At 66.2% G+C, this 17,784-nt stretch carries 16 protein-coding genes; 14 read left to right on the top strand and 2 right to left on the bottom strand.

The genetic code is table 11. The features are described 5' to 3' along the window. Positions 1–53 precede the first annotated feature (53 nt). Both ACSQ9E_RS09780 and ACSQ9E_RS09785 read right to left on the bottom strand, forming a co-directional pair. Positions 54–1,217, bottom strand: a complete 1,164-nt coding sequence (locus ACSQ9E_RS09780) for a hypothetical protein (RefSeq protein WP_428000437.1) — start codon at positions 1,215–1,217, stop codon at positions 54–56. Beyond that, positions 1,190–3,040 carry a bifunctional metallophosphatase/5'-nucleotidase gene (locus tag ACSQ9E_RS09785; RefSeq protein ID WP_436217601.1) on the bottom strand — a complete coding sequence of 617 codons (1,851 nt, stop codon included), beginning with the start codon at positions 3,038–3,040 and terminating at the stop codon, positions 1,190–1,192. The genes ACSQ9E_RS09780 and ACSQ9E_RS09785 overlap by 28 nt, the downstream gene beginning before the upstream one ends. Before the next feature lie 267 nt (positions 3,041–3,307). Here ACSQ9E_RS09785 and ACSQ9E_RS09790 point away from each other — a divergent pair, with 267 nt between their 5' ends. The 14 genes from ACSQ9E_RS09790 (at position 3,308) to ACSQ9E_RS09855 (ending at position 17,688) form a co-directional block, all read left to right on the top strand. Beyond that, entirely contained in the window at positions 3,308–4,525 is a 1,218-nt protein-coding gene (locus ACSQ9E_RS09790; protein ID WP_369818281.1) for an ROK family transcriptional regulator, read from the top strand. After that, on the top strand, positions 4,522–6,009 hold the full coding sequence (locus tag ACSQ9E_RS09795) for a sugar ABC transporter ATP-binding protein (RefSeq protein WP_428000440.1): 1,488 nt from the start codon (positions 4,522–4,524) through the stop codon (positions 6,007–6,009). The genes ACSQ9E_RS09790 and ACSQ9E_RS09795 overlap by 4 nt, the downstream gene beginning before the upstream one ends. After that, positions 5,990–7,027, top strand: a complete 1,038-nt coding sequence (locus ACSQ9E_RS09800; protein WP_436217602.1) for an ABC transporter permease — start codon at positions 5,990–5,992, stop codon at positions 7,025–7,027. The genes ACSQ9E_RS09795 and ACSQ9E_RS09800 overlap by 20 nt, the downstream gene beginning before the upstream one ends. Before the next feature lie 118 nt (positions 7,028–7,145). Beyond that, complete coding sequence (locus ACSQ9E_RS09805; protein WP_436217603.1) at positions 7,146–8,129, top strand: substrate-binding domain-containing protein; 984 nt, start codon at positions 7,146–7,148, stop codon at positions 8,127–8,129. Positions 8,130–8,215: 86 nt separating this feature from the next. Beyond that, positions 8,216–9,229: a sugar phosphate isomerase/epimerase family protein gene (locus ACSQ9E_RS09810; protein ID WP_436217604.1), complete on the top strand. Its 1,014-nt coding sequence runs from the start codon at positions 8,216–8,218 to the stop codon at positions 9,227–9,229. Between the two features lie 15 nt (positions 9,230–9,244). Continuing rightward, positions 9,245–10,420 carry a Gfo/Idh/MocA family protein gene (locus ACSQ9E_RS09815; protein ID WP_436217605.1) on the top strand — a complete coding sequence of 392 codons (1,176 nt, stop codon included), beginning with the start codon at positions 9,245–9,247 and terminating at the stop codon, positions 10,418–10,420. Between the two features lie 32 nt (positions 10,421–10,452). Beyond that, the gene (locus tag ACSQ9E_RS09820; RefSeq protein ID WP_436217606.1) at positions 10,453–11,016 is read left to right on the top strand and encodes a sugar O-acetyltransferase; all 564 of its coding nucleotides are present in this window, start codon (positions 10,453–10,455) and stop codon (positions 11,014–11,016) included. Positions 11,017–11,321: 305 nt separating this feature from the next. After that, positions 11,322–11,981 (top strand): hypothetical protein, encoded by a 660-nt coding sequence (locus ACSQ9E_RS09825; RefSeq protein WP_436217607.1) that lies wholly within the window; start codon positions 11,322–11,324, stop codon positions 11,979–11,981. A gap of 592 nt (positions 11,982–12,573) precedes the next feature. Beyond that, entirely contained in the window at positions 12,574–13,419 is an 846-nt protein-coding gene (locus ACSQ9E_RS09830; RefSeq protein ID WP_436217608.1) for a type II secretion system protein, read from the top strand. 22 nt (positions 13,420–13,441) lie between these two features. Next, the gene (locus tag ACSQ9E_RS09835; RefSeq protein ID WP_436217609.1) at positions 13,442–14,293 is read left to right on the top strand and encodes a type II secretion system protein; all 852 of its coding nucleotides are present in this window, start codon (positions 13,442–13,444) and stop codon (positions 14,291–14,293) included. Between the two features lie 64 nt (positions 14,294–14,357). Beyond that, a complete protein-coding gene (locus ACSQ9E_RS09840) occupies positions 14,358–15,281 on the top strand; it encodes a type II secretion system protein (RefSeq protein WP_436217610.1) in 924 nt (307 codons plus the stop codon). Continuing rightward, entirely contained in the window at positions 15,282–15,785 is a 504-nt protein-coding gene (locus ACSQ9E_RS09845; RefSeq protein WP_436217611.1) for a hypothetical protein, read from the top strand. It begins immediately after the preceding gene. After that, positions 15,782–17,092 (top strand): hypothetical protein, encoded by a 1,311-nt coding sequence (locus tag ACSQ9E_RS09850; RefSeq protein WP_436217612.1) that lies wholly within the window; start codon positions 15,782–15,784, stop codon positions 17,090–17,092. Before ACSQ9E_RS09845 ends, ACSQ9E_RS09850 begins: the two co-directional genes overlap by 4 nt. Then, positions 17,089–17,688: a hypothetical protein gene (locus tag ACSQ9E_RS09855; RefSeq protein ID WP_428000451.1), complete on the top strand. Its 600-nt coding sequence runs from the start codon at positions 17,089–17,091 to the stop codon at positions 17,686–17,688. Before ACSQ9E_RS09850 ends, ACSQ9E_RS09855 begins: the two co-directional genes overlap by 4 nt. Positions 17,689–17,784: the final 96 nt, after the last annotated feature.

Raw genomic sequence — 17,784 nt, forward strand, 5'->3', positions numbered from 1 at the left:
ATAAAGCAGAAGACGCGCCTGCACAAGCGCAGGCATTGCAGCCTGCCCGCGCCTCAGCGGGGGGCGATCACCTGCAAGGTGCTGCGCAGCGCCGCCTCGTAGACCGCGTCGGGCCCCAGGCGGCCACCCTCCGTGGAAGCAGGCAGCGCAGCCCGCCCCGCGAATGCCGTGCGCAAACGGGGCGCGGCAATCAGCCTGGCGCCCGCACCTTCAGGCAGCGCAATGCCCGCGAGCCGGCCGGCCTGGTCGAAGACGGGCCCACCCGGCGTCAGGCCCTGGTGCATGGACAGATCGAGCTCACGATCTCCCTGCGCACCCGTGGCGGCACCGACGAAGCCTGTGCGCAGCAGGGGCCAGGCGGCGCCCGCATCGCCTGCTTGGGCATACGCCACTGCGAAGGCCACGGCACCCGGGAACACATCTGCGGGCACGGTGCCCGTGGACGGCGCGGGCAGCGGGCTGCCCAGGCGCAGCAGGGCGACCCCGCCCTCGCTGCGCACCGGCATGGCGGTGGCCGGCACCAACTGCCCCAGCCCGTTGCGAACCCACAGGCGCCGGCCACCAGCGGCGGCCCGCGCGGGCACCAGCGCCATGCGGCCTTCATCCACCAGCGTACCGGCCGCAACCAGGCGCGCGCCCCGCGGCAATGCGGCCAGGTGGCCGGGGTGGCTGTACGGGGCCAGCCGCGCGGGCGCCAGCAGCATGTCGCCGCTCGCATGTGGCGCGCCCGACGCCAGCTCACGGGCCACACCGGCCACCAGAGGCTGCGATGGTGCACGCGCCTGCGCATCGGCCAGCAGCTTGCGGGCGATAGCGTCCTGCCCGCCCGCGTGGAGCAGCCAGGCATACAGCGCCGCGCCGCCGACCACGTCCAGGTGCGCGCCCGCCGTGTGGGCGCCAAAAGCCAGCGCGCGCCGGTACTGGCCCGACTGCATGTAGCTGCGCACCAGGCCCATCTCGGTGTCGGCGGAATGCAGGATCATCGCGGCGCGGTCGAAGCCCTGCTCGGCGTTTTGTGCATCGCCGGCCGCCAGCGCGGCCTCGGCCTCGCGCAGCAGGGCTTCGCGCTCGCGCAGGCGCTCGGCGTCGGGTGGCCGGCCGGCCGCCGCCTGCATGATCGCCTTGAGCTTCTCCTCGGTGGCCGGCGAGGCCGCCAGCGGGCCGGCCGCCGCCAGCGCCAGCAGACCGCTCAGGAAGTGACGGCGCCGGTCGGGCATGCGGTGCTGGTGCCGGTGCGGTTGATGCGTGAGCCGCCCGCATCGTTGGGGTTGGTGCCCAGCGTGTACGGTGCCTTGGGCGCCTTGAAGCCGGACAGGTAGGCCACCAGCGCATCGATGTCCTGCGCGCCGCCCAGGCGGCTGGTGCCCTTGAGGAAGGTGGAGTAGCCATCACCGCCATCGGCCATGAAGTTGTTCATGGTGACGCGGTAGGTCTTGGTCGGGTTGGGCACTGCGCCCGCGGCGTCGACGATGGTCTCCGTCGAGGCCCCGTTGCGCAGCGTGACGTTGCTGACGCGCGCGCCGCAGGCCTTGGCGCCGTCCCAGGTGTACTTGAAGCCGTTGGACGGCAGCATCACGCGCGTGGCCGTGGTCGACTGGCCCTTGCACCCCGCGAACTGCTCTTCCAGCACGTCCTTGAGGTCCTGCGCCGTCAGCGACATGGTCACCAGGCTGTTGCCGAACGGCTGCGTGGTGAAGGCCTCGCCGTAGGTAACGTTGCCGGCCCCTTCGCCCACCGGGCTGCTCGCGAAGGTGAAGCCGGGGTTGCGCACGCCGCCGCCGTTCATCAGGGCGATGACCGCCGAGCCGAAGGTGGGGCCCTGCGTGGCCGCCAGCATGGCGTCGGCGACCAGGTCGCCGGCCGGCATGTTGCAGGCGCCGTCGGTGCGGCTGTTGGGCAGCTCGGCGGCGATGGAGCCGATCACCGTGTTGGCGATGGGCGAGACCAGGGTGTTGTAGCCGGCGATGATCCTGGCGACGGCCGCATCGGCGGGCACGGCGGGGTCGTTGCGCACCACGAGGCGGTTGGTGGCCGTGGCGGCGTTGATGTCGCGCGTGGACGGGTCGATGGTCAGGTCCATGTCGGTCAGCACGCGGCCGAACGAGCTGGAGCTGGTCACCGGGATGGCACGGCCCGTGGCGTTGGGCAGCTTGCAGTTGTAGGCGGCATGCGTGTGGCCACTGATCACCGCGTCCACCGCGTTGTCCAGGCCCTTGACCAGGGTGGCGATGCCCGAGCCGGCGAGCGCGCCCTCGCAGCCGTTGATGTCCGACACGGTGCCGGACTGGAAGCCGCCTTCGTGCACCAGCACGACGATGGCTTCGATGCCCTGGCCCTTGAGCTCGGGGATCAGGTTGTTCACCGTCTGGATCTCGTCGCGGAACTCCAGGCCGGCCACACCGGTGGGTGTCACCACGGTGGGCGTCGCCTTGAAGGTCATGCCAATGAAGGCCACCTTAACGCCCTTGAACTCCTTGATGCCATAGGCCGGCAGCAGGGGCTTGCCGGTCGCGGTGGCAATGACGTTGGCCGACAGCCACTTGAACTTGGCGCCTTCAAAGGGCACCGGCGTGCCGGCCACCGAGCCCTTGCAGCTGTTGGGCTCGCCGGTCTTGCAGCCGCCGTTCTGCAGGCGCAGCAGCTCGGCCGAGCCCTTGTCGAACTCGTGGTTGCCCACCGAGTTGAACTCCAGCCCGATGCGGTTGAGCGTTTCTACCGCGGGCTCGTCCTGGAACAGTGCGGAGATCAGCGGCGATGCGCCGATCGAGTCACCGGCACCCACGACCACGTTGTTCGGGTTCTGGGCCTTGAGCTTCGCGACATGGGCTGCCATGAATTCGGCGCCGCCCACGGGCGGGCGGTCGGCTGCCGGCACGGCGGCGCTGGCACCGAAGGTGCCGGGGGATTCCAGGTTGCCGTGGTAGTCGTTGAAGCCGATCAGCTTGACGGTGAACGGCGGCTCGCTGCCGCCGCTGCTGCCGCAGGCGATCAGGGTGGCGGCCAGGGCGGCGAAGGCCGCGGCGGTCAATCGCAATGTCATGGATTCCCTCGTCGGTGTTGGTTGCTTGGTTTCCTGAAAGCCGCACGGCGGTAGCCGGCTCCGGTCTGCCGCTTGAGTGGACCCAACCAACGTGACAACGACATGACCACGAAAACAAGTGACTTAGGACAAAATTAGGTCTAAGTTAAGTCTTGTGTGGCCTAAGTGGGCCGCATAGTATTTGCCCAACGCGTCCGTTTGAGGCGCAGGCGACCCAGGCGAGGCCACCATGGCCCCTGGATCCGCCACCACAACAGGAGACAAGCCTTGGCACGCTGGCACAACTGCGGCACTGAAGACCTGGACGTTCTGCAGACCATTTTCTGGTCGGCAGGTGCGTCGCGGCATGCGCTGGCGCAGCGGCTGGCCTACTCCAAGAGCAAGGCCAACGCGCGGGTGGCGGCCTTGCTGGACGAGGGCCTGCTCGACGAGGTGGGCCTGCAGGAATCCTCCGGCGGGCGCCGTGCCGAAACCCTGCGCCTGAGCGAGACCCTGGGCGTGGTGATCGGTGCCGACCTGGGCGCCACCAGCATGCAGGTGGCCATCATGCGGCCCGACATGACGGTGCTGGCGCGGCACCGCGAACCCATCGACGTGCGCCAGGGCCCGGGTGTGATCCTGGCGCGGCTGCGCGGCCTGATGCGCGAACTGATGGCGCGCTGCGGGCTACCCGCCTCGCAGGTCATCGCCATCGGCATGGGGGTGCCGGGGCCGGTCGATTTCGAGAGCGGCCAACTGGTCAACCCTCCGCTGATGCCCGACTGGGACGGCTTTTCCATCCGCGACTACCTGCGCGAGGCCTTTGCCGCACCGGTCTTTGTGGACAACGACGTGAACCTGATGGCCCTGGGCGAGCTGTGGCGGCTGCAGCGCAACCTGCCCAACTTCCTGGTCATCAAGATCGGCACCGGCATCGGCTGCGGCATCGTCTGCCATGGCCAGGTGTACCGGGGCGCCAATGGCTCGGCGGGCGACGTGGGCCACATCTGCGTGGACCAGGCCGGCCCGCGTTGCCACTGCGGCAACCAGGGCTGCGTCGAGGCCATGGCCGCCGCACCTGCCATGGCGCGCATGGCGCTGGCCGCAGCCCAGGCGGGCGAGAGCGCGCTGCTGGCCGAGCGCCTGCAGGCCACCGGCACCCTGACCACCGAGGACGTCGCTCAGGCCAGCCGCGCGGGCGACGTGGCGGCCAACGCCATCATCCAGCGCGCGGGCAACCTGGTGGGGCAGATGCTGGCCTCCATCGTCAACTTCTTCAACCCGTCGCATGTGTTCATCGCCGGGCGCGTGGCCGACATGGGGCCGCTGTTCCTGGCCTCGGTGCGCCAGAGCGTGTACCACCGCTCGCTGGCCCTGTCCACGCGCCACCTGGAGATCCAGTACGCGCCCCTGGCCGACGATGCCGGCGTGGTGGGCGCGGGTGTGCTGGCCATGCAGGAGAGCATGGCCCAGTCGTCTGCCCGTTCGGGAGGGGCCGCACGATGAGCGTCGCCGTCGAGTTCCGCAACGTGACCAAGGAGTTCGGGCCCGTGCGCGTGCTGCACGGCGTGGGCTTTGCGCTGCAGCCGGGCCGGGTCTATGGCCTCTTGGGCGAGAACGGCGCGGGCAAGTCCACGCTGATGAAGATACTGGCCGGGTACGAGAGCCCGACCACCGGCGAGGTGGTGGTCGACGGCGCAGTGCGCGCCCCCGGCGGCGGCTCGCGCGCGGCCGAGGCCCAGGGCATCGTGCTGATCCACCAGGAGTTCAACCTGGCGGACGACCTGACGATTGCGCAGAACGTCTTCCTCGGGCATGAGATAAAAAAAGGCCTGTTCCTCGACGACAAGGCCATGCGGGAGAAGACCCGCCAGGCCTTGGCCCAGGTCGGCCTGCCGCTGGACCCCGACACCCGCGTGAAGAAGCTCATCGTGGCCGAAAAGCAGCTGGTGGAGATTGCCCGCGCGCTGGCCCGCAATGCGCGCCTGCTGATCATGGACGAGCCCACCGCCACGTTGACCCCGGGTGAGACGGAGCGCCTGTTCGCGCTGATGGCCGAGCTCAAGGCCGCGGGCGTGACCATCATCTACATCTCGCACAAGCTTGACGAGGTGGAGCGCACCACCGACGAGGTGGTGGTGATGCGCGACGGCCTGCTGGTGGCGCGCGAGCCCACGGCCAGCGTCACGCGCCGGCAGATGGCCAACCTGATGGTGGGCCGCGAGCTGGCCGACCTGTTCCCCGCCAAGCTGCCCGCCCCGGCGGGCGAGCCCATCATCAAAGTGCGCGGCCTCACGGTGCCCGGCTGGGCGCAGGATGTGGATTTCGAGGTGCGGCGCGGCGACATACTGGGCTTTGCCGGCCTGGTGGGTGCTGGCCGCACCGAGCTGTTCGAGGGCCTCTTGGGCCTGCGCCCGCGCTCGGCCGGTACGGTGGAACTGGCGGGCAGGCCCGTGCAGCTCAAGAGCCCGCGCGACGCCGCACGCCACGGCCTCACCTACCTCAGCGAAGACCGCAAGGGCAAGGGCCTGCATGTGCACTTCGGCCTGCGCCCCAACCTCACGCTGATGGCGCTGGAGCGCTATGCCAACCCCTGGCTGAACCCGGCGGCCGAGCAGGCCGCGCTGCGCGACGCCGTGCAAGAGTTCGGTATCCGCACCGGCTCGCTCGACGTGCGCGCATCGTCGCTGTCGGGCGGCAACCAGCAAAAACTCGCGCTGGCCAAGGTGCTGCACCCCGGCCCCAGCGTGGTGGTGCTCGACGAGCCCACGCGCGGTGTGGACGTGGGCGCCAAGCGCGAGATCTACCACCTGGTGCAGCGCCTTGCGGCGCAGGGCCTGGCGGTGATCGTGATTTCGTCCGAGCTGATGGAGCTGATCGGCCTGTGCCACCGCGTGGCGGTGATGCGCGCCGGCCGGCTGCAGACCACGCTCGAAGAACCCCATTTGACCGAAGAGGAGTTGATCGTCCATGCCACAGGTACCCGTTGACGTACCCGCTGAAAACGCCCCGACCGCGCCGGTCGCAGGCGGCCGCCACGGCGCCGCCAGCGCCTGGTGGGGCAAGCTGCACGGGCTGGGCCCGGTCATCGGCCTGGTGCTGCTGTGCATTGCCGGCACGCTGCTCAACAGCAACTTCGCCACCTATGACAACGTGATGAACGTGCTTACGCGCACGGCCTTCATCGGCATCATCGCTGTGGGCATGTGCTTCGTCATCATCTCGGGCGGCATCGACCTGTCGGTGGGCTCCATGGCGGCGCTGATCGCAGGCTCGGTCATCCTGTTCATGAACGCCATGGCACCCGTGCTGGGCTCGCCCATGGCCGCCGTGGTGGTCGGCATGCTGCTGGCGGTGGTGCTGGGCGCTGTGTTCGGCCTGGTGCATGGCCTGTTGATCACCAAAGGGCGCATCGAGCCCTTCATCGTGACGCTGGGCACGCTGGGCATCTTCCGCGCCTACCTCACCTACTTCTCCAACGGTGGCGCCATCACGCTGGACAACGACCTGTCGGACATCTACAGCCCCGTGTACTACGCCAACCTGCTGGGCGTGCCCATCCCGGTGTGGATCTTTTTGCTGGTGGCGCTGGTCGGCGGCGTGATCCTCAACCGTACGGCCTACGGCCGCTACGTACAGGCCATCGGCTCCAACGAGCAGGTGGCGCAGTACGCCGCGGTGGACGTGCACAAGATCAAGATCCTGACCTACATGCTGCTCGGCGTGTGTGTGGGCATCGCCACACTGCTCTACGTGCCGCGCCTGGGCTCGGCATCGCCCACCACGGGCCTGCTGTGGGAGCTGGAGGCGATCGCCGCAGTGATCGTGGGCGGCACCGTGTTGAAGGGCGGTGCGGGCACCATCACCGGCACGGTGGTGGGCGCCATCCTGCTGTCGGTCATCAGCAATATCCTGAACCTCACCAGCATCATCAGCGTGTACCTGAATGCGGCGGTGCAGGGCTTCGTGATCATTGCAGTGGCCTTCATGCAGCGCGGAAAACGGTGATGGCCTCTTGAATCGGTTTCTCGGTTTTTCGGTAGGTGTTATTGACTTTCGTGTTCCCCAGTCGGCCAGCTTCCATGGCCTTTTTCATCAAAGCAACAGCAACAGGAGACAACGCATCATGAACAGCCAAACTTCTTCGTTCACCCGCCGCCTGGCCCTCTCGGCCGTGGGCGCTGCCGCCGCGCTGGCCCTGGCCGGCCCGGCCATGGCGCAGGCCAACAAGGTCGTGGTGGGCGTGGCCATTCCGTCGGCCACGCACGGCTTCACTGGCGGCATCGTGTACTGGGCCAACCAGGCCAAGAAGGACCTGGAGAAGGCCAACCCCGGCCTGCAGGTCATTGTCAAGACAGCCGGAGGTGCGCCCGAGCAGGCCAACCAGCTGCAGGATCTGGTCACGGTCAACAAGATCAACGCCCTGGTCATCTTCCCCTTCGAATCGGCCGCGCTGACCAAGCCCGTGGCCCAGGTCAAGGCCAAGGGCGTGTACGTGACGGTGGTGGACCGCGGCCTGACCGACACCAGCGCGCAGGATGCCTATGTGGCCGGCGACAACACCGCCTTCGGCAAGATCCCGGCAGAGTACATCGCCAAGGCACTGAGCGGCAAGGGCAACGTGGTGGCCATGCGCGGCATTGCCACCACGCTGGACAACGAGCGCATGGACGCGTTCAACGCGGTGCTCAAGAACCACCCCGACATCAAGCTGCTGGACGCCAAGTACGCCAACTGGAACCGCGACGACGCCTTCAAGGTCATGCAGGACTACCTCACGCGCTTCCCCAAGATCGACGCCGTGTGGGCGGCCGACGACGACATGGCGGTGGGCGTGCTCAAGGCCATCGAGCAGGCCAAGCGCAAGGACATCAAGCTGGTGTTCGGCGGCGCCGGTGCCAAGGGCATGATCAAGACGCTGGCCGACGGCAGCAACCCGCTGATCCAGGCCAACGTGTCGTACTCGCCGAAGTTCATCTACGACTCGATCAAGCTCACGGCCGAAGCGCGCATCAAGGGCGACAAGCTGCCGCCCACGACCATCATCCCTTCGGTGCTGATCACCAAAGAGAACGCCAAGAGCTTCTACTTCCCTGACTCGCCATTCTGATCGGGACGCCTGATGGGGGTCTCGCCCCATCGCAGCGGCGGCCGCCCGGTGGGCTGTTCGCTGCCCCCATTTTCTGGAGCTCCACCATGCCAAGACCCGTCACCCTCTTCACCGGCCAGTGGGCCGACCTGCCGCTGTCCGAGCTCGCGCCGCTGGCCCGCAGCATGGGCTACGACGGCCTGGAGCTGGCCTGCTGGGGCGACCACTTCAACGTGCAGGAGGCGCTGGCCTCCGCGCAGTATGTGAAGGACAAGCATGCGCTGCTGGCCCAGCATGGCCTTGCATGCTTTGCCATTGGCAACCACCTGGTGGGTCAGGCGGTGTGCGACCGCATCGACGAGCGCCACCAGTCCATCCTGCCGCCCCATGTGTGGGGCGATGGCAAGCCCGAGGGCGTGCGCCAGCGCGCGGCCAGCGAGCTGGCCGACACGGCACGGGCGGCCGCGAAGTTCGGCGTGAAGACGGTCACGGGCTTCACCGGTTCGTCGGTGTGGCATGCCATCTATGCCTTCCCGCCCACCAGCCAGGCGTACTGGGACAAGGGCTTTGCCGACTTTGCGCAGCGCTTTGGCCCCATTCTCGACGTGTTCGAGCAGCACGACATCAACTTCGCGCTTGAGGTGCATCCCACCGAGATCGCCTTCGATATCGCGTCGGCCGAGCGCGCGATTGCCGCCGTGGGCGGGCACCGGCGCTTCGGCTTCAACTACGACCCCAGCCACCTGGCCTACCAGGGCGTGGACTACGTGAAGTTCATCCGCCAGTTTGCCGACCGCGTCTACAACGCCCACATGAAGGACGTGTGGTGGGGCAAGGGCGACGGCACGGTGGGCGTGTTCGGCGGGCACACCAGCTTTGGCGATGCGCGGCGCCACTGGGACTTTCGCAGCGTGGGGCGCGGCATGATCGATTTCGAATCCATCATCGTCGCCCTCAACGACATCGGCTACCAGGGCCCCCTCTCGGTGGAGTGGGAGGACAGCCGCATGGACCGCGTGCACGGTGCCACAGAAAGCGCTGCCTTCTGCAAGCGGCTCGACTTCAAGCCCGCCGCTGGCGCCTTCGACGCCGTTTTCGCCCGCGACGAGCAACCGAAATAACCAACAAGGGTATCCATGTCCTCTGAACGCAAGCTGCGCTACGCCATGGTGGGCGGCGGCAACGGGGCCTTCATTGGTGCCGTGCACCGCAAGGCCATGGCGCTGGATGGGCAGTTCGAGCTGGTGGCGGGCGCGCTCTCGTCCTCGCCCGAGCGGGCTCGCGCCTCGGGCGCCGCCCTGGGCCTGGCCGACGACCGCAACCACGGCAGCTGGCAGGACCTGCTGGCCGACGAGCTGCGCCGCCCCGCTGGTGAGCGCATCGACCTGGTGAGCATCGTCACCCCCAACCACGTGCACCACCCGGTGGCCCTGGCCTTTGTGCAGGCGGGCTTTCACGTGGTGTGCGACAAGCCGCTGGTGCATACCAGCGCGCAGGCCGACGAGCTGGTGGCCGCCGTGCACCAGGCCGGCACAGTGTTCGGCGTGACCTACAACTACACCGGCTACCCCCTGGTGCGCGAGGCGCGCCACCTGGTGCACAGCGGCGCTCTGGGCACGCTGCGCAAGGTCACCGTCGAATACAACCAGGGCTGGCTGGCCACCGCTGTGGAAGAGGGCGGCGGCAACAAGCAGGCCGACTGGCGGTTGGACCCCGCGCGCAGCGGCGCCGTGGGTACCATGGGCGACATCGGCTCGCACGCCGAGAACCTGGCCGCCACCGTCACCGGCATGGAGCCCGAATGGCTGTGCGCCGACCTCACCGCCTTCGGCGCGGGCCGCCGCCTCGACGACGACTCGCAGATGCTGCTGCGCTACGCCAATGGGGCGCGCGGCATCATCGTGGCATCGCAGGTGGCCGCCGGGCTGGAGAACGACCTGCGCCTGCAGGTGTCGGGCACCCTGGGCACCATCACCTGGCGCCAGGAAGACCCCAACCACCTGGTGCATTCGCCGGTGGACGGGCCGCGCCGCATCCTCACCCGCGGCGCACCCTGGCTCAGCCCTGCGGCGCTGCGCGCAGGCCGCATCCCATCGGGCCACCCCGAGGCCTTCATCGAGGCCTTTGCCAACGTGTATCTGGGCGTGGCAGCCGACATCCGCGCCCATGCAGCCGGGCAGCCAGCCGACCCGCTGGCGGCAGACTACCCGCGCGTGGAAGACGGTGCGCGCGGCGTGCGCTTCATTGAGCGGGTGGTGGAGTCTGCGCGCAGCGAGCGCAAGTGGACGGCGCTGGCGGGCGAGATGGCTTGAAGCATGCAGGAGGTGTGGGTCCACAATGGCCTATGACCTCTGAAAAAGACAAGATGCTCGCTGGCGAGCTGTACGACGCGAGCGATGCTGAACTGGTGGCCGGCCGCCTGCGCGCGCGCCAGCTGTGCCACGACATCAACCACACCCGCCCCGATTCCGACGCCAGCGTGCTCAAGGCACTGGTGGCACAGCTCATGCCCGGCCAGCCGGCCAGTGTGCAGATCACGCCGCCATTCCATTGCGACTATGGCTACAACATCATGCTGGGCGAAGGTGCGTACTTCAACTTCAATTGCGTGGTGCTGGACGTGGCGCCCGTGCGCATCGGGGCGCGCACGTTGATCGGCCCGGGCGTGCAGATCTATACCGCATCGCACCCCATCACGGCTGCCGAGCGCCGCACGGGGCTGGAGCTGGGCCTGCCCGTGGTGATTGGCGAGGACGTTTGGATCGGCGGCGGCGCCATCATCTGTCCAGGCGTGACGATTGGCGATGGTGCAGTGATCGGCGCGGGTAGCGTGGTCACGCGCGACCTGCCGCCACACGTGCTGGCAGCGGGGAACCCGTGCCGGGTGATCCGGGCGTTGCCGCAGTAGGCGCGCGCAGCGCAGCATTGCAAATTGGCACATTTTTTGGTTATGAACTATATCGATTCCAGCACGTTTCTTTGAGCCTGGAACGACTTTCGGGCTCTTCGCGTCCACCTTTCCAGGAGACGAGCATGCCCCTGTCGAATCTGCGTGTCGGTTTGCGTCTGGGCCTGTGACGGAGAGGAAAAGCGGCTCTTCGAGGGCTTCAAGACCACGGTGGGCCGCTACAAGGAAGCGCAAGGCAAACTGCTCGCCCTTCTGCGCGAGGCCAAGACCGAGGAGCCACGGCCTACCTGCGTGGCGACTCCCGCGTGGCCTTTCGCTCCACCACCGACGCCATCGGCAAGCTGGGCGCTGTGAACGACACGGGCGTGGCGCTGGCCAATGTGGCCGGCGAGCAGAGCTACCGCACCGTGATGTGGGGCATCTGGCTCATGATGGCTGCAGCGCTGGCCATGGGGGCGGCGGTGGGCTGGCTGCTCACACGCTCGCTCACCGTACCGCTCAGCTTCGCTGCCAGCACCGCCGACCGCATTGCCGATGGTGACCTGACCGGCGGGCTGCGCTCCACGCACGGCGATGAACTGGGCGACCTGCTGCGAGCGCTGGCGCGCAGGCAGGGGGCGCTGAACTCATCGGTCAGCGACGTGCGGCGCAGTGCCGACAGCATCTCCATCGCCAGCCAGGAGGTCAGCAGCGGCGGCCATGACCTGTCGGTGCGCACCGAGGCAGCGGCCGCCAGCATCGAGCAGACCTCGGCTGCCCTGGTGGTGGGCTCGGTGCAGCGCGTGAGCAGCCTCATCGGCGAGATCGCCAGCGCCATCGAGGAGCAGAGCCAGCGCGTGGGCGAAGTCATCACCGCCATCTCGCACCTCTACGGCATGACACAACTGACGCCGCGCTTGTGGAGCAGTCCGCCGAGGCGGTGGCGTGCTTTCGGCTCAAGGGCGCGTGACCAGCGAAGCGGGTAGGGCTGGCTGATGCGGTAGCCCCTGCCGCCAAGCACACACGGCGCCGCCTCGGCCGGCAGTCTATCCAACGACCGTCTGCACCTCGCAGCCTCCAGGCAGCTGCAAGACAGTAGTTCAGGTCTCTCGGGGCTGGTCGCTTTTCGGCTGCGTTGTAGGAGTCGCGCAGAGTGCTGCAACCCGACTCTTTCGCCCCATTTTTCCAAGTACCAACACGTCAGCAGACTTTCCGGCTGGGACTGCCGATTCACCGTACATTTTTCGATAGATAAAATCTATCAAAATGTATTTTTGGTTGTTTGTTTTGTATTTTGTTGCCCATCTAATACATAAGCACTATGGCTAATTGCAAGGCGATGGGAGATGCTTCGCTACCGCTTTCAGAGGCGTGGAGGAGGCTGCAAATTCCTTCACTTCTCCTATGAAAGCAGCCCTTTTGGGCGGCGAAATCGGGGTGCCGTCAGTGCAGTGAAAAGCGACCGAAAACTACCCGAAAGAGTGATTGTTTTTTTCTTGACTTCAGTTATGCATTGTTTACAGTCGTTACATTCAGAAATCTTTCCTGTGTGCTCTTTTTTCAACGCCTGAGGACGTCATGCGACCACTTTTTTCCCACTTGCCTTCGCGGCGCAAACATGGCTCAGCCGGCCAAAAGGCCGCACAGGGGGGCTTTACCCTGGTGGAACTGGCGGTCGTTCTGGCCGTCATCGGCCTGATCATCGGCGCCGTTGCCATCGGCAAGGATGTGCAACGCAACGCCGAATACACCAAGATCAAGAACAAGTTCATTGACCAGTGGGAGCAGGCCTACAACCAGTACTACCAGCGCACGGGCGTGGTGGTGGGGGACAGCCAAGTTGCGCCGCGCATCATGGTGAATGGCAATGCCTTCGGCACGGTGACCGTGCCTGCCACGGCGCCGTTATCGGGTGGCAACATGGCTGCCGCCACTGCGCCGGTTCAAGTCTGCGGGCGTCTGCCTGAAGCAGGAGTCATGCTGCGCAGCGACGCTCCAGTGGTGACCTTGCGTGAATTGATGACTCGGGCTGGCATACGCATGCCCCCTGGCCGTGCCGAAGGGCAGGAGGACCTTTATGTCTACACCGACACCAATGGCTCTCCGCAGGAAATCCAGGTCTGTTTTCAGTGGAACAACCCGGGCATGGACGAAGGAGCTGGCAATGTGATGGTGATTTCTGGGTTGACGCCGGATCTGGCCCGCATGCTTGACCAAATGATCGACGGCAAGCCGGATGCCAGAGAGGGGCGTTTCCGCTTGCAGAACGTAGGTGCTGGCACAGCCAATGAGCCAGGAGTGCAGTGGGCCGCCAATAACAATTTTGGTCGTGGTGCTGCGGCAACGGCAACGGGAGGCGGGGCAACGGTGCGCGATGAAGAGCAGGTCATCACGCTCACCGCTATTTACAAGATGAACCAGTAAGCCGCGGCAGGGAAATACCATCATGAAAAACTTCTTCAAGAACCCCGGCCGTAGCTTGCGCTCGCGTCGCCAGCAGGGCTTTACTCTCGTCGAATTGGCTGTTGTGCTGGCTGTCATTGGCCTCATCATTGGTGCTGTCGCCATCGGCAAGGATGTTCAACGCAACGCCGAGTACACAAAGATCAAGAACAAGTTCATTGATCAGTGGGAGCAGGCATATAACCAGTACTACCAGCGCACCGGCGTTGTATTGGGGGACGATCAAACTGCTCCACAGAACATGGTCAATGGTGAACGTTGGCGCGCCGCGGGCGGTGCCGGGACGCCGCGACGTTCAGGCCGTGACATGACAGCCGTGGCACTTCCCAACGCCATCTGCCGTGGGGCAAAGGGTGTAGACATGAGTCGTACATTCACATCCGGAACCGACCCTGATCTGCGTGAGCTTATGACGCGTGCGGGTGTCCGTATGCCTCCCGGCCGTGCTGAAGGACTGGAAGACCGCTATGTCTACCTCGACACCAACGGTAACCCCCAGGAAATTCAGGTTTGCTTCCAGTGGAACATTCCACTCAGCAGCACTTCCGCTGCTGGCTCGGTGGGTGATGGTATGGGCAACGTGATGGTCATTACCGGTTTGACGCCAGACTTGGCGCGCGCGCTGGACCAGATGATCGACGGTAAACCTGATGAGCGCGAAGGTCGTTTTCGTCGCCAAAACGTTGCTAATAACGCTGGGGGCGCCATCAATGCACCTGGCCAGGAATGGCAAGCCAGCAATCGGGATTCCATTGATACAGCCCATGCCCGGGATCGCAGCTTTGATGAAGATCAGGTTGTCATCGTCACGGCCATCTACCGCATGAACCAGTGATTGACCGCGCACCCGTCGGTCACTTGTCTCAAAACCCCCTCATTCAACCTCGTCGGAGATTTCGATGAAACAGATGCAATCCTTTCGCAAGCTCGGCCGCAGGGTCCAGCAAGGTTTCACCCTGGTGGAGCTGGCCATCGTGCTGGCCGTCATCGGCTTGATCATCGGTGCCGTGGCCATCGCCAAAGACGTCCAACGCAATGCCGAGTACCAGAAGGCGATCAACAAGTTCGCCTACCAGTGGAAGATGTCCTACGACCAGTACTACCAGCGCACCGGCGTGGTGGTGGGTGATTGCCAGCAGGCGCCCACCTACATGATCGATGGCTCCGAAACGTCGATCAACAGCGGCGGTGCTTGCTCACGGGCTGGCTCCATGAGCGTCCCCGGCATTCCCGCAAGTTTCACCGACCGTGGCCGCAAGATTTGCGCTGGCCAGGGCTATGCGGCAGACACCGTCGGCCAGGGCGACAAGGCGCTGGCAGCTTTGAACCTGCGTGAATTGATGACCCGTGCCGGGGTGCGCATGCCACCAGGCCGTGGCGAAGGGCATGAGGACCGGTTCCTCTACATCGACTCCAACGGCAACCCTGCGGAGCTGCAGGTCTGCTTCCAGTTCAACGACGCGGGCGTTGCCAGCGGCGCGGGCAACGTGATGGTGATCCGTGGCCTCACGCCCGACCTGGCGCGCTACATGGACCAGGTGATCGATGGCAAGCCCGATTCCCGTGAAGGCCGCTTCCGTATCCAGGGCCGTCCGGCCCAGACGGCATCGACCGAAGCCAACGCGCCCGGCACCCAGTGGGAGGCCAACAACACGGAAGGCGTTGCCATCAACGTGACTGGCAACAGCACGCAGATGAACACCAGCGATAAGCGCCAGGCGGTGGTCAATACGTCCGGCAACGCGGGCGGCACGGCCACAGGCCGTACGTTCGACGAAGACCAGGTCATCCTGCTGACCGCCCACTGGATCATGGAGCAGTAATTGAACGGCACCCGTACCGTCAAGCTCGGGGCCCTGGCCCTGGCCACCGCCTTGCTTGCGGGTGGCGCCTGGCTGGCGCAAAGTGGGCTCAAGCGGCTGGCGTTCGAGCGCCAGCAGACAGCCCAATTGCGCCAGAGCCTGGACAGCGCCCGTAACCTCATGCCCGAGGTGGAGCAGCGCGAGCGCCTCGTGCAGTCGCTCAAGCAGGTGGCGCAGCAGGTAGACCGCCTGGGCTTCGATCCCGCGCAGTGGGGCGAGCGCAAGCTACGTCGTACGGTGGGGCCGGCCAGTCGGGTGGAAGCGGCTCAGTTCCTGGGCGAGTTGGGCCGCGGTGGCGCGGGTTCCATCTTCGTCGCCGATGTTTTCGAGATCGCCACGGCGGCCCCGGAAACAGGTTTGTTCCAGTCGCCCTTGTCGGGTGACAGAGGGCTGACGCTGGGAGCCAGCGGCACGCTGTACTTCCAGACGATTTCCGTTGCCCCCCCGCCCAGGACCATGCCATGAGCGCTGCTGCCGAACACGTTTACCGCGTCGCCAATGCCGGATGGGTGCATTGCCACGGCCACCAGGCACAGGAAGTGCCTGCCTGGCCCCGGCTCACGCACACCGCGCTGGTGGTGCTGGACCTGGACGACGTCTTCACCGATGTCTGGCGCTTTGAGGGCAAGTCCGAATACGCCACGGCGCTGATCGAAAAGCGCGTGCGCACGCAAGGCCTGGTGGAGGGCTCTGCCCACATCATCATGCACCGCCTGCTCAAGGTGCCAGGTGGGTTCCAGGCCTTCTTTTCCGCGGTGTCCCTGGATCTGTGGCAACGCAGCTCGCAGTGGGCTAAGGAGCAGAACGACCACTGCCTGGTGATGACCACGGGTGGCCTGCTGTGCAATGGCGTGGATGTAGGCCAGGCCCGCCTGCTGCTTTCGCAGCGCAGGCTGATGTGCTTTGCCCACAGCGAGGAGGGCATGGTGTTCGCCTCGACCCAGGCTCTGGGTTCGGGCGCTTCGGCCATGACCAGTTCTGCCCAGGTGCTGGTGGCCAACCAGAGCGCCTTGCTCAGCCGCCTGGGTGCCGATGCAGTGGAGTGGGGTGCCTTGTGGAGCACCCAGCCCGCCGATGGCGAGATCTGCGTTTCCGCCCTGCAGGGCGTGCTGGGCAGTGCACCCGTGGTGATGCAGGCTGCAGAGCTGTCGCTGGCCGGCGAGCGGGTGCAGACGGTGATGCCCGCGCTGGCACGTGACGCTGCAGGCCGGCATGCCCTCAACCCCTTTGCGGAGCGCGTGGCTTGGCGCGCAGAACGCTGGGTGGCATCGATCACGGCGCTCACGGCGGTGGTTGGCGGTGCGTTGGTTGCCGTGGGTGCATTCACCAGCCAGCAGGCGGATGTCCAACGCGAGGAAAGCCAGACCCAGCGCGCGCAGCTTGCGGCAATGCAGCAACGCATCCAGGCCGTGACTACGGTGCAGGCACCCCAGCAACTGCTGCCGGTGGCAGAATTTTCTCGCACGCTGGATGAAGGCGCGCGCTACGACCCCATGGCCTTCCTGGCCGTGCTGAAGGCTTCGACCAACCAGAACATCCGCATCGTGCGCGTGAAGCTGGAGTCTGCCCAGCAGCCACAGACCCGCCCGCGCGCCTTCCGCGTGGACGGCGTGGTGGCACCCGGTGCATCTGCATCCATCACCCGTTGGGTGAGTCAGATGGTTGCAGCCGGCTGGACGTTGAAGGCCGTGGACCCGGCAGATTCCACCCCTGGTGCTTTCTCCTATGAACTGGTTGCCAAGGCTGCCGCATCCGGAAACTTGAAACCATGAAATACGCAGCACTGCTCTTGAATGTGGTTGCCGTGGCATTGCTCGGCTGGGCGATGTACGGCGTGGTGCAGCTGGCCCAGGCGCGCACCCCGAATGTACGCCCACCTGAAATGGCTTTGGCCGCACTGCCGGAGGCGCTGCGCACCGACCAGGCGAAGGTGATGGATGCCTTCGGAGCGATGGCCCGCGTGCAGCAACAGGCGGCCACCCAGGGTGTCGACCCGCAAAGCCTGATCGCATTGCCTGCGCCCGGCCGCGAAATCGTGGGCAGCGTGCAGATGCCACGCCGCTCGCTGTCGCTGCACCTGGATGACCTGGCTGGGGAAACGCAGTCCGTCGTGATCGACGACCGCCTGGCCCGCCAGGGCACGCGGCTGGCGGAAGGCGGCCGCATCACGAGGGTGGAGCCCAACAAGGTCGTGATCTCCGAACGCCTGGGTCGCCAGACGCTGACCCTGCCCGAGACGGGGCTGCGGGTGGGGACCTTGCGCTGGCCCGATGGTTCGCTGGCCAGTATCAACACCCAGCAGTTCAAGGCGGGCGTGCCCGGCACGGCGCAGGACAACGCCCAGGGGCCGATCAGGAGCCTTCCGTGAGCCAGGGCATCGCCATGGCTACACCTTCGCCTGCGGCTGCCGGCTATTGCCTGGCAGCCTGAACCGCGCACCCGTAGAACCCATTTTCAAGAAATC

The organism is Acidovorax sp. LjRoot118, from assembly GCF_964253575.1.
Lineage (GTDB): Bacteria > Pseudomonadota > Gammaproteobacteria > Burkholderiales > Burkholderiaceae_C > Acidovorax.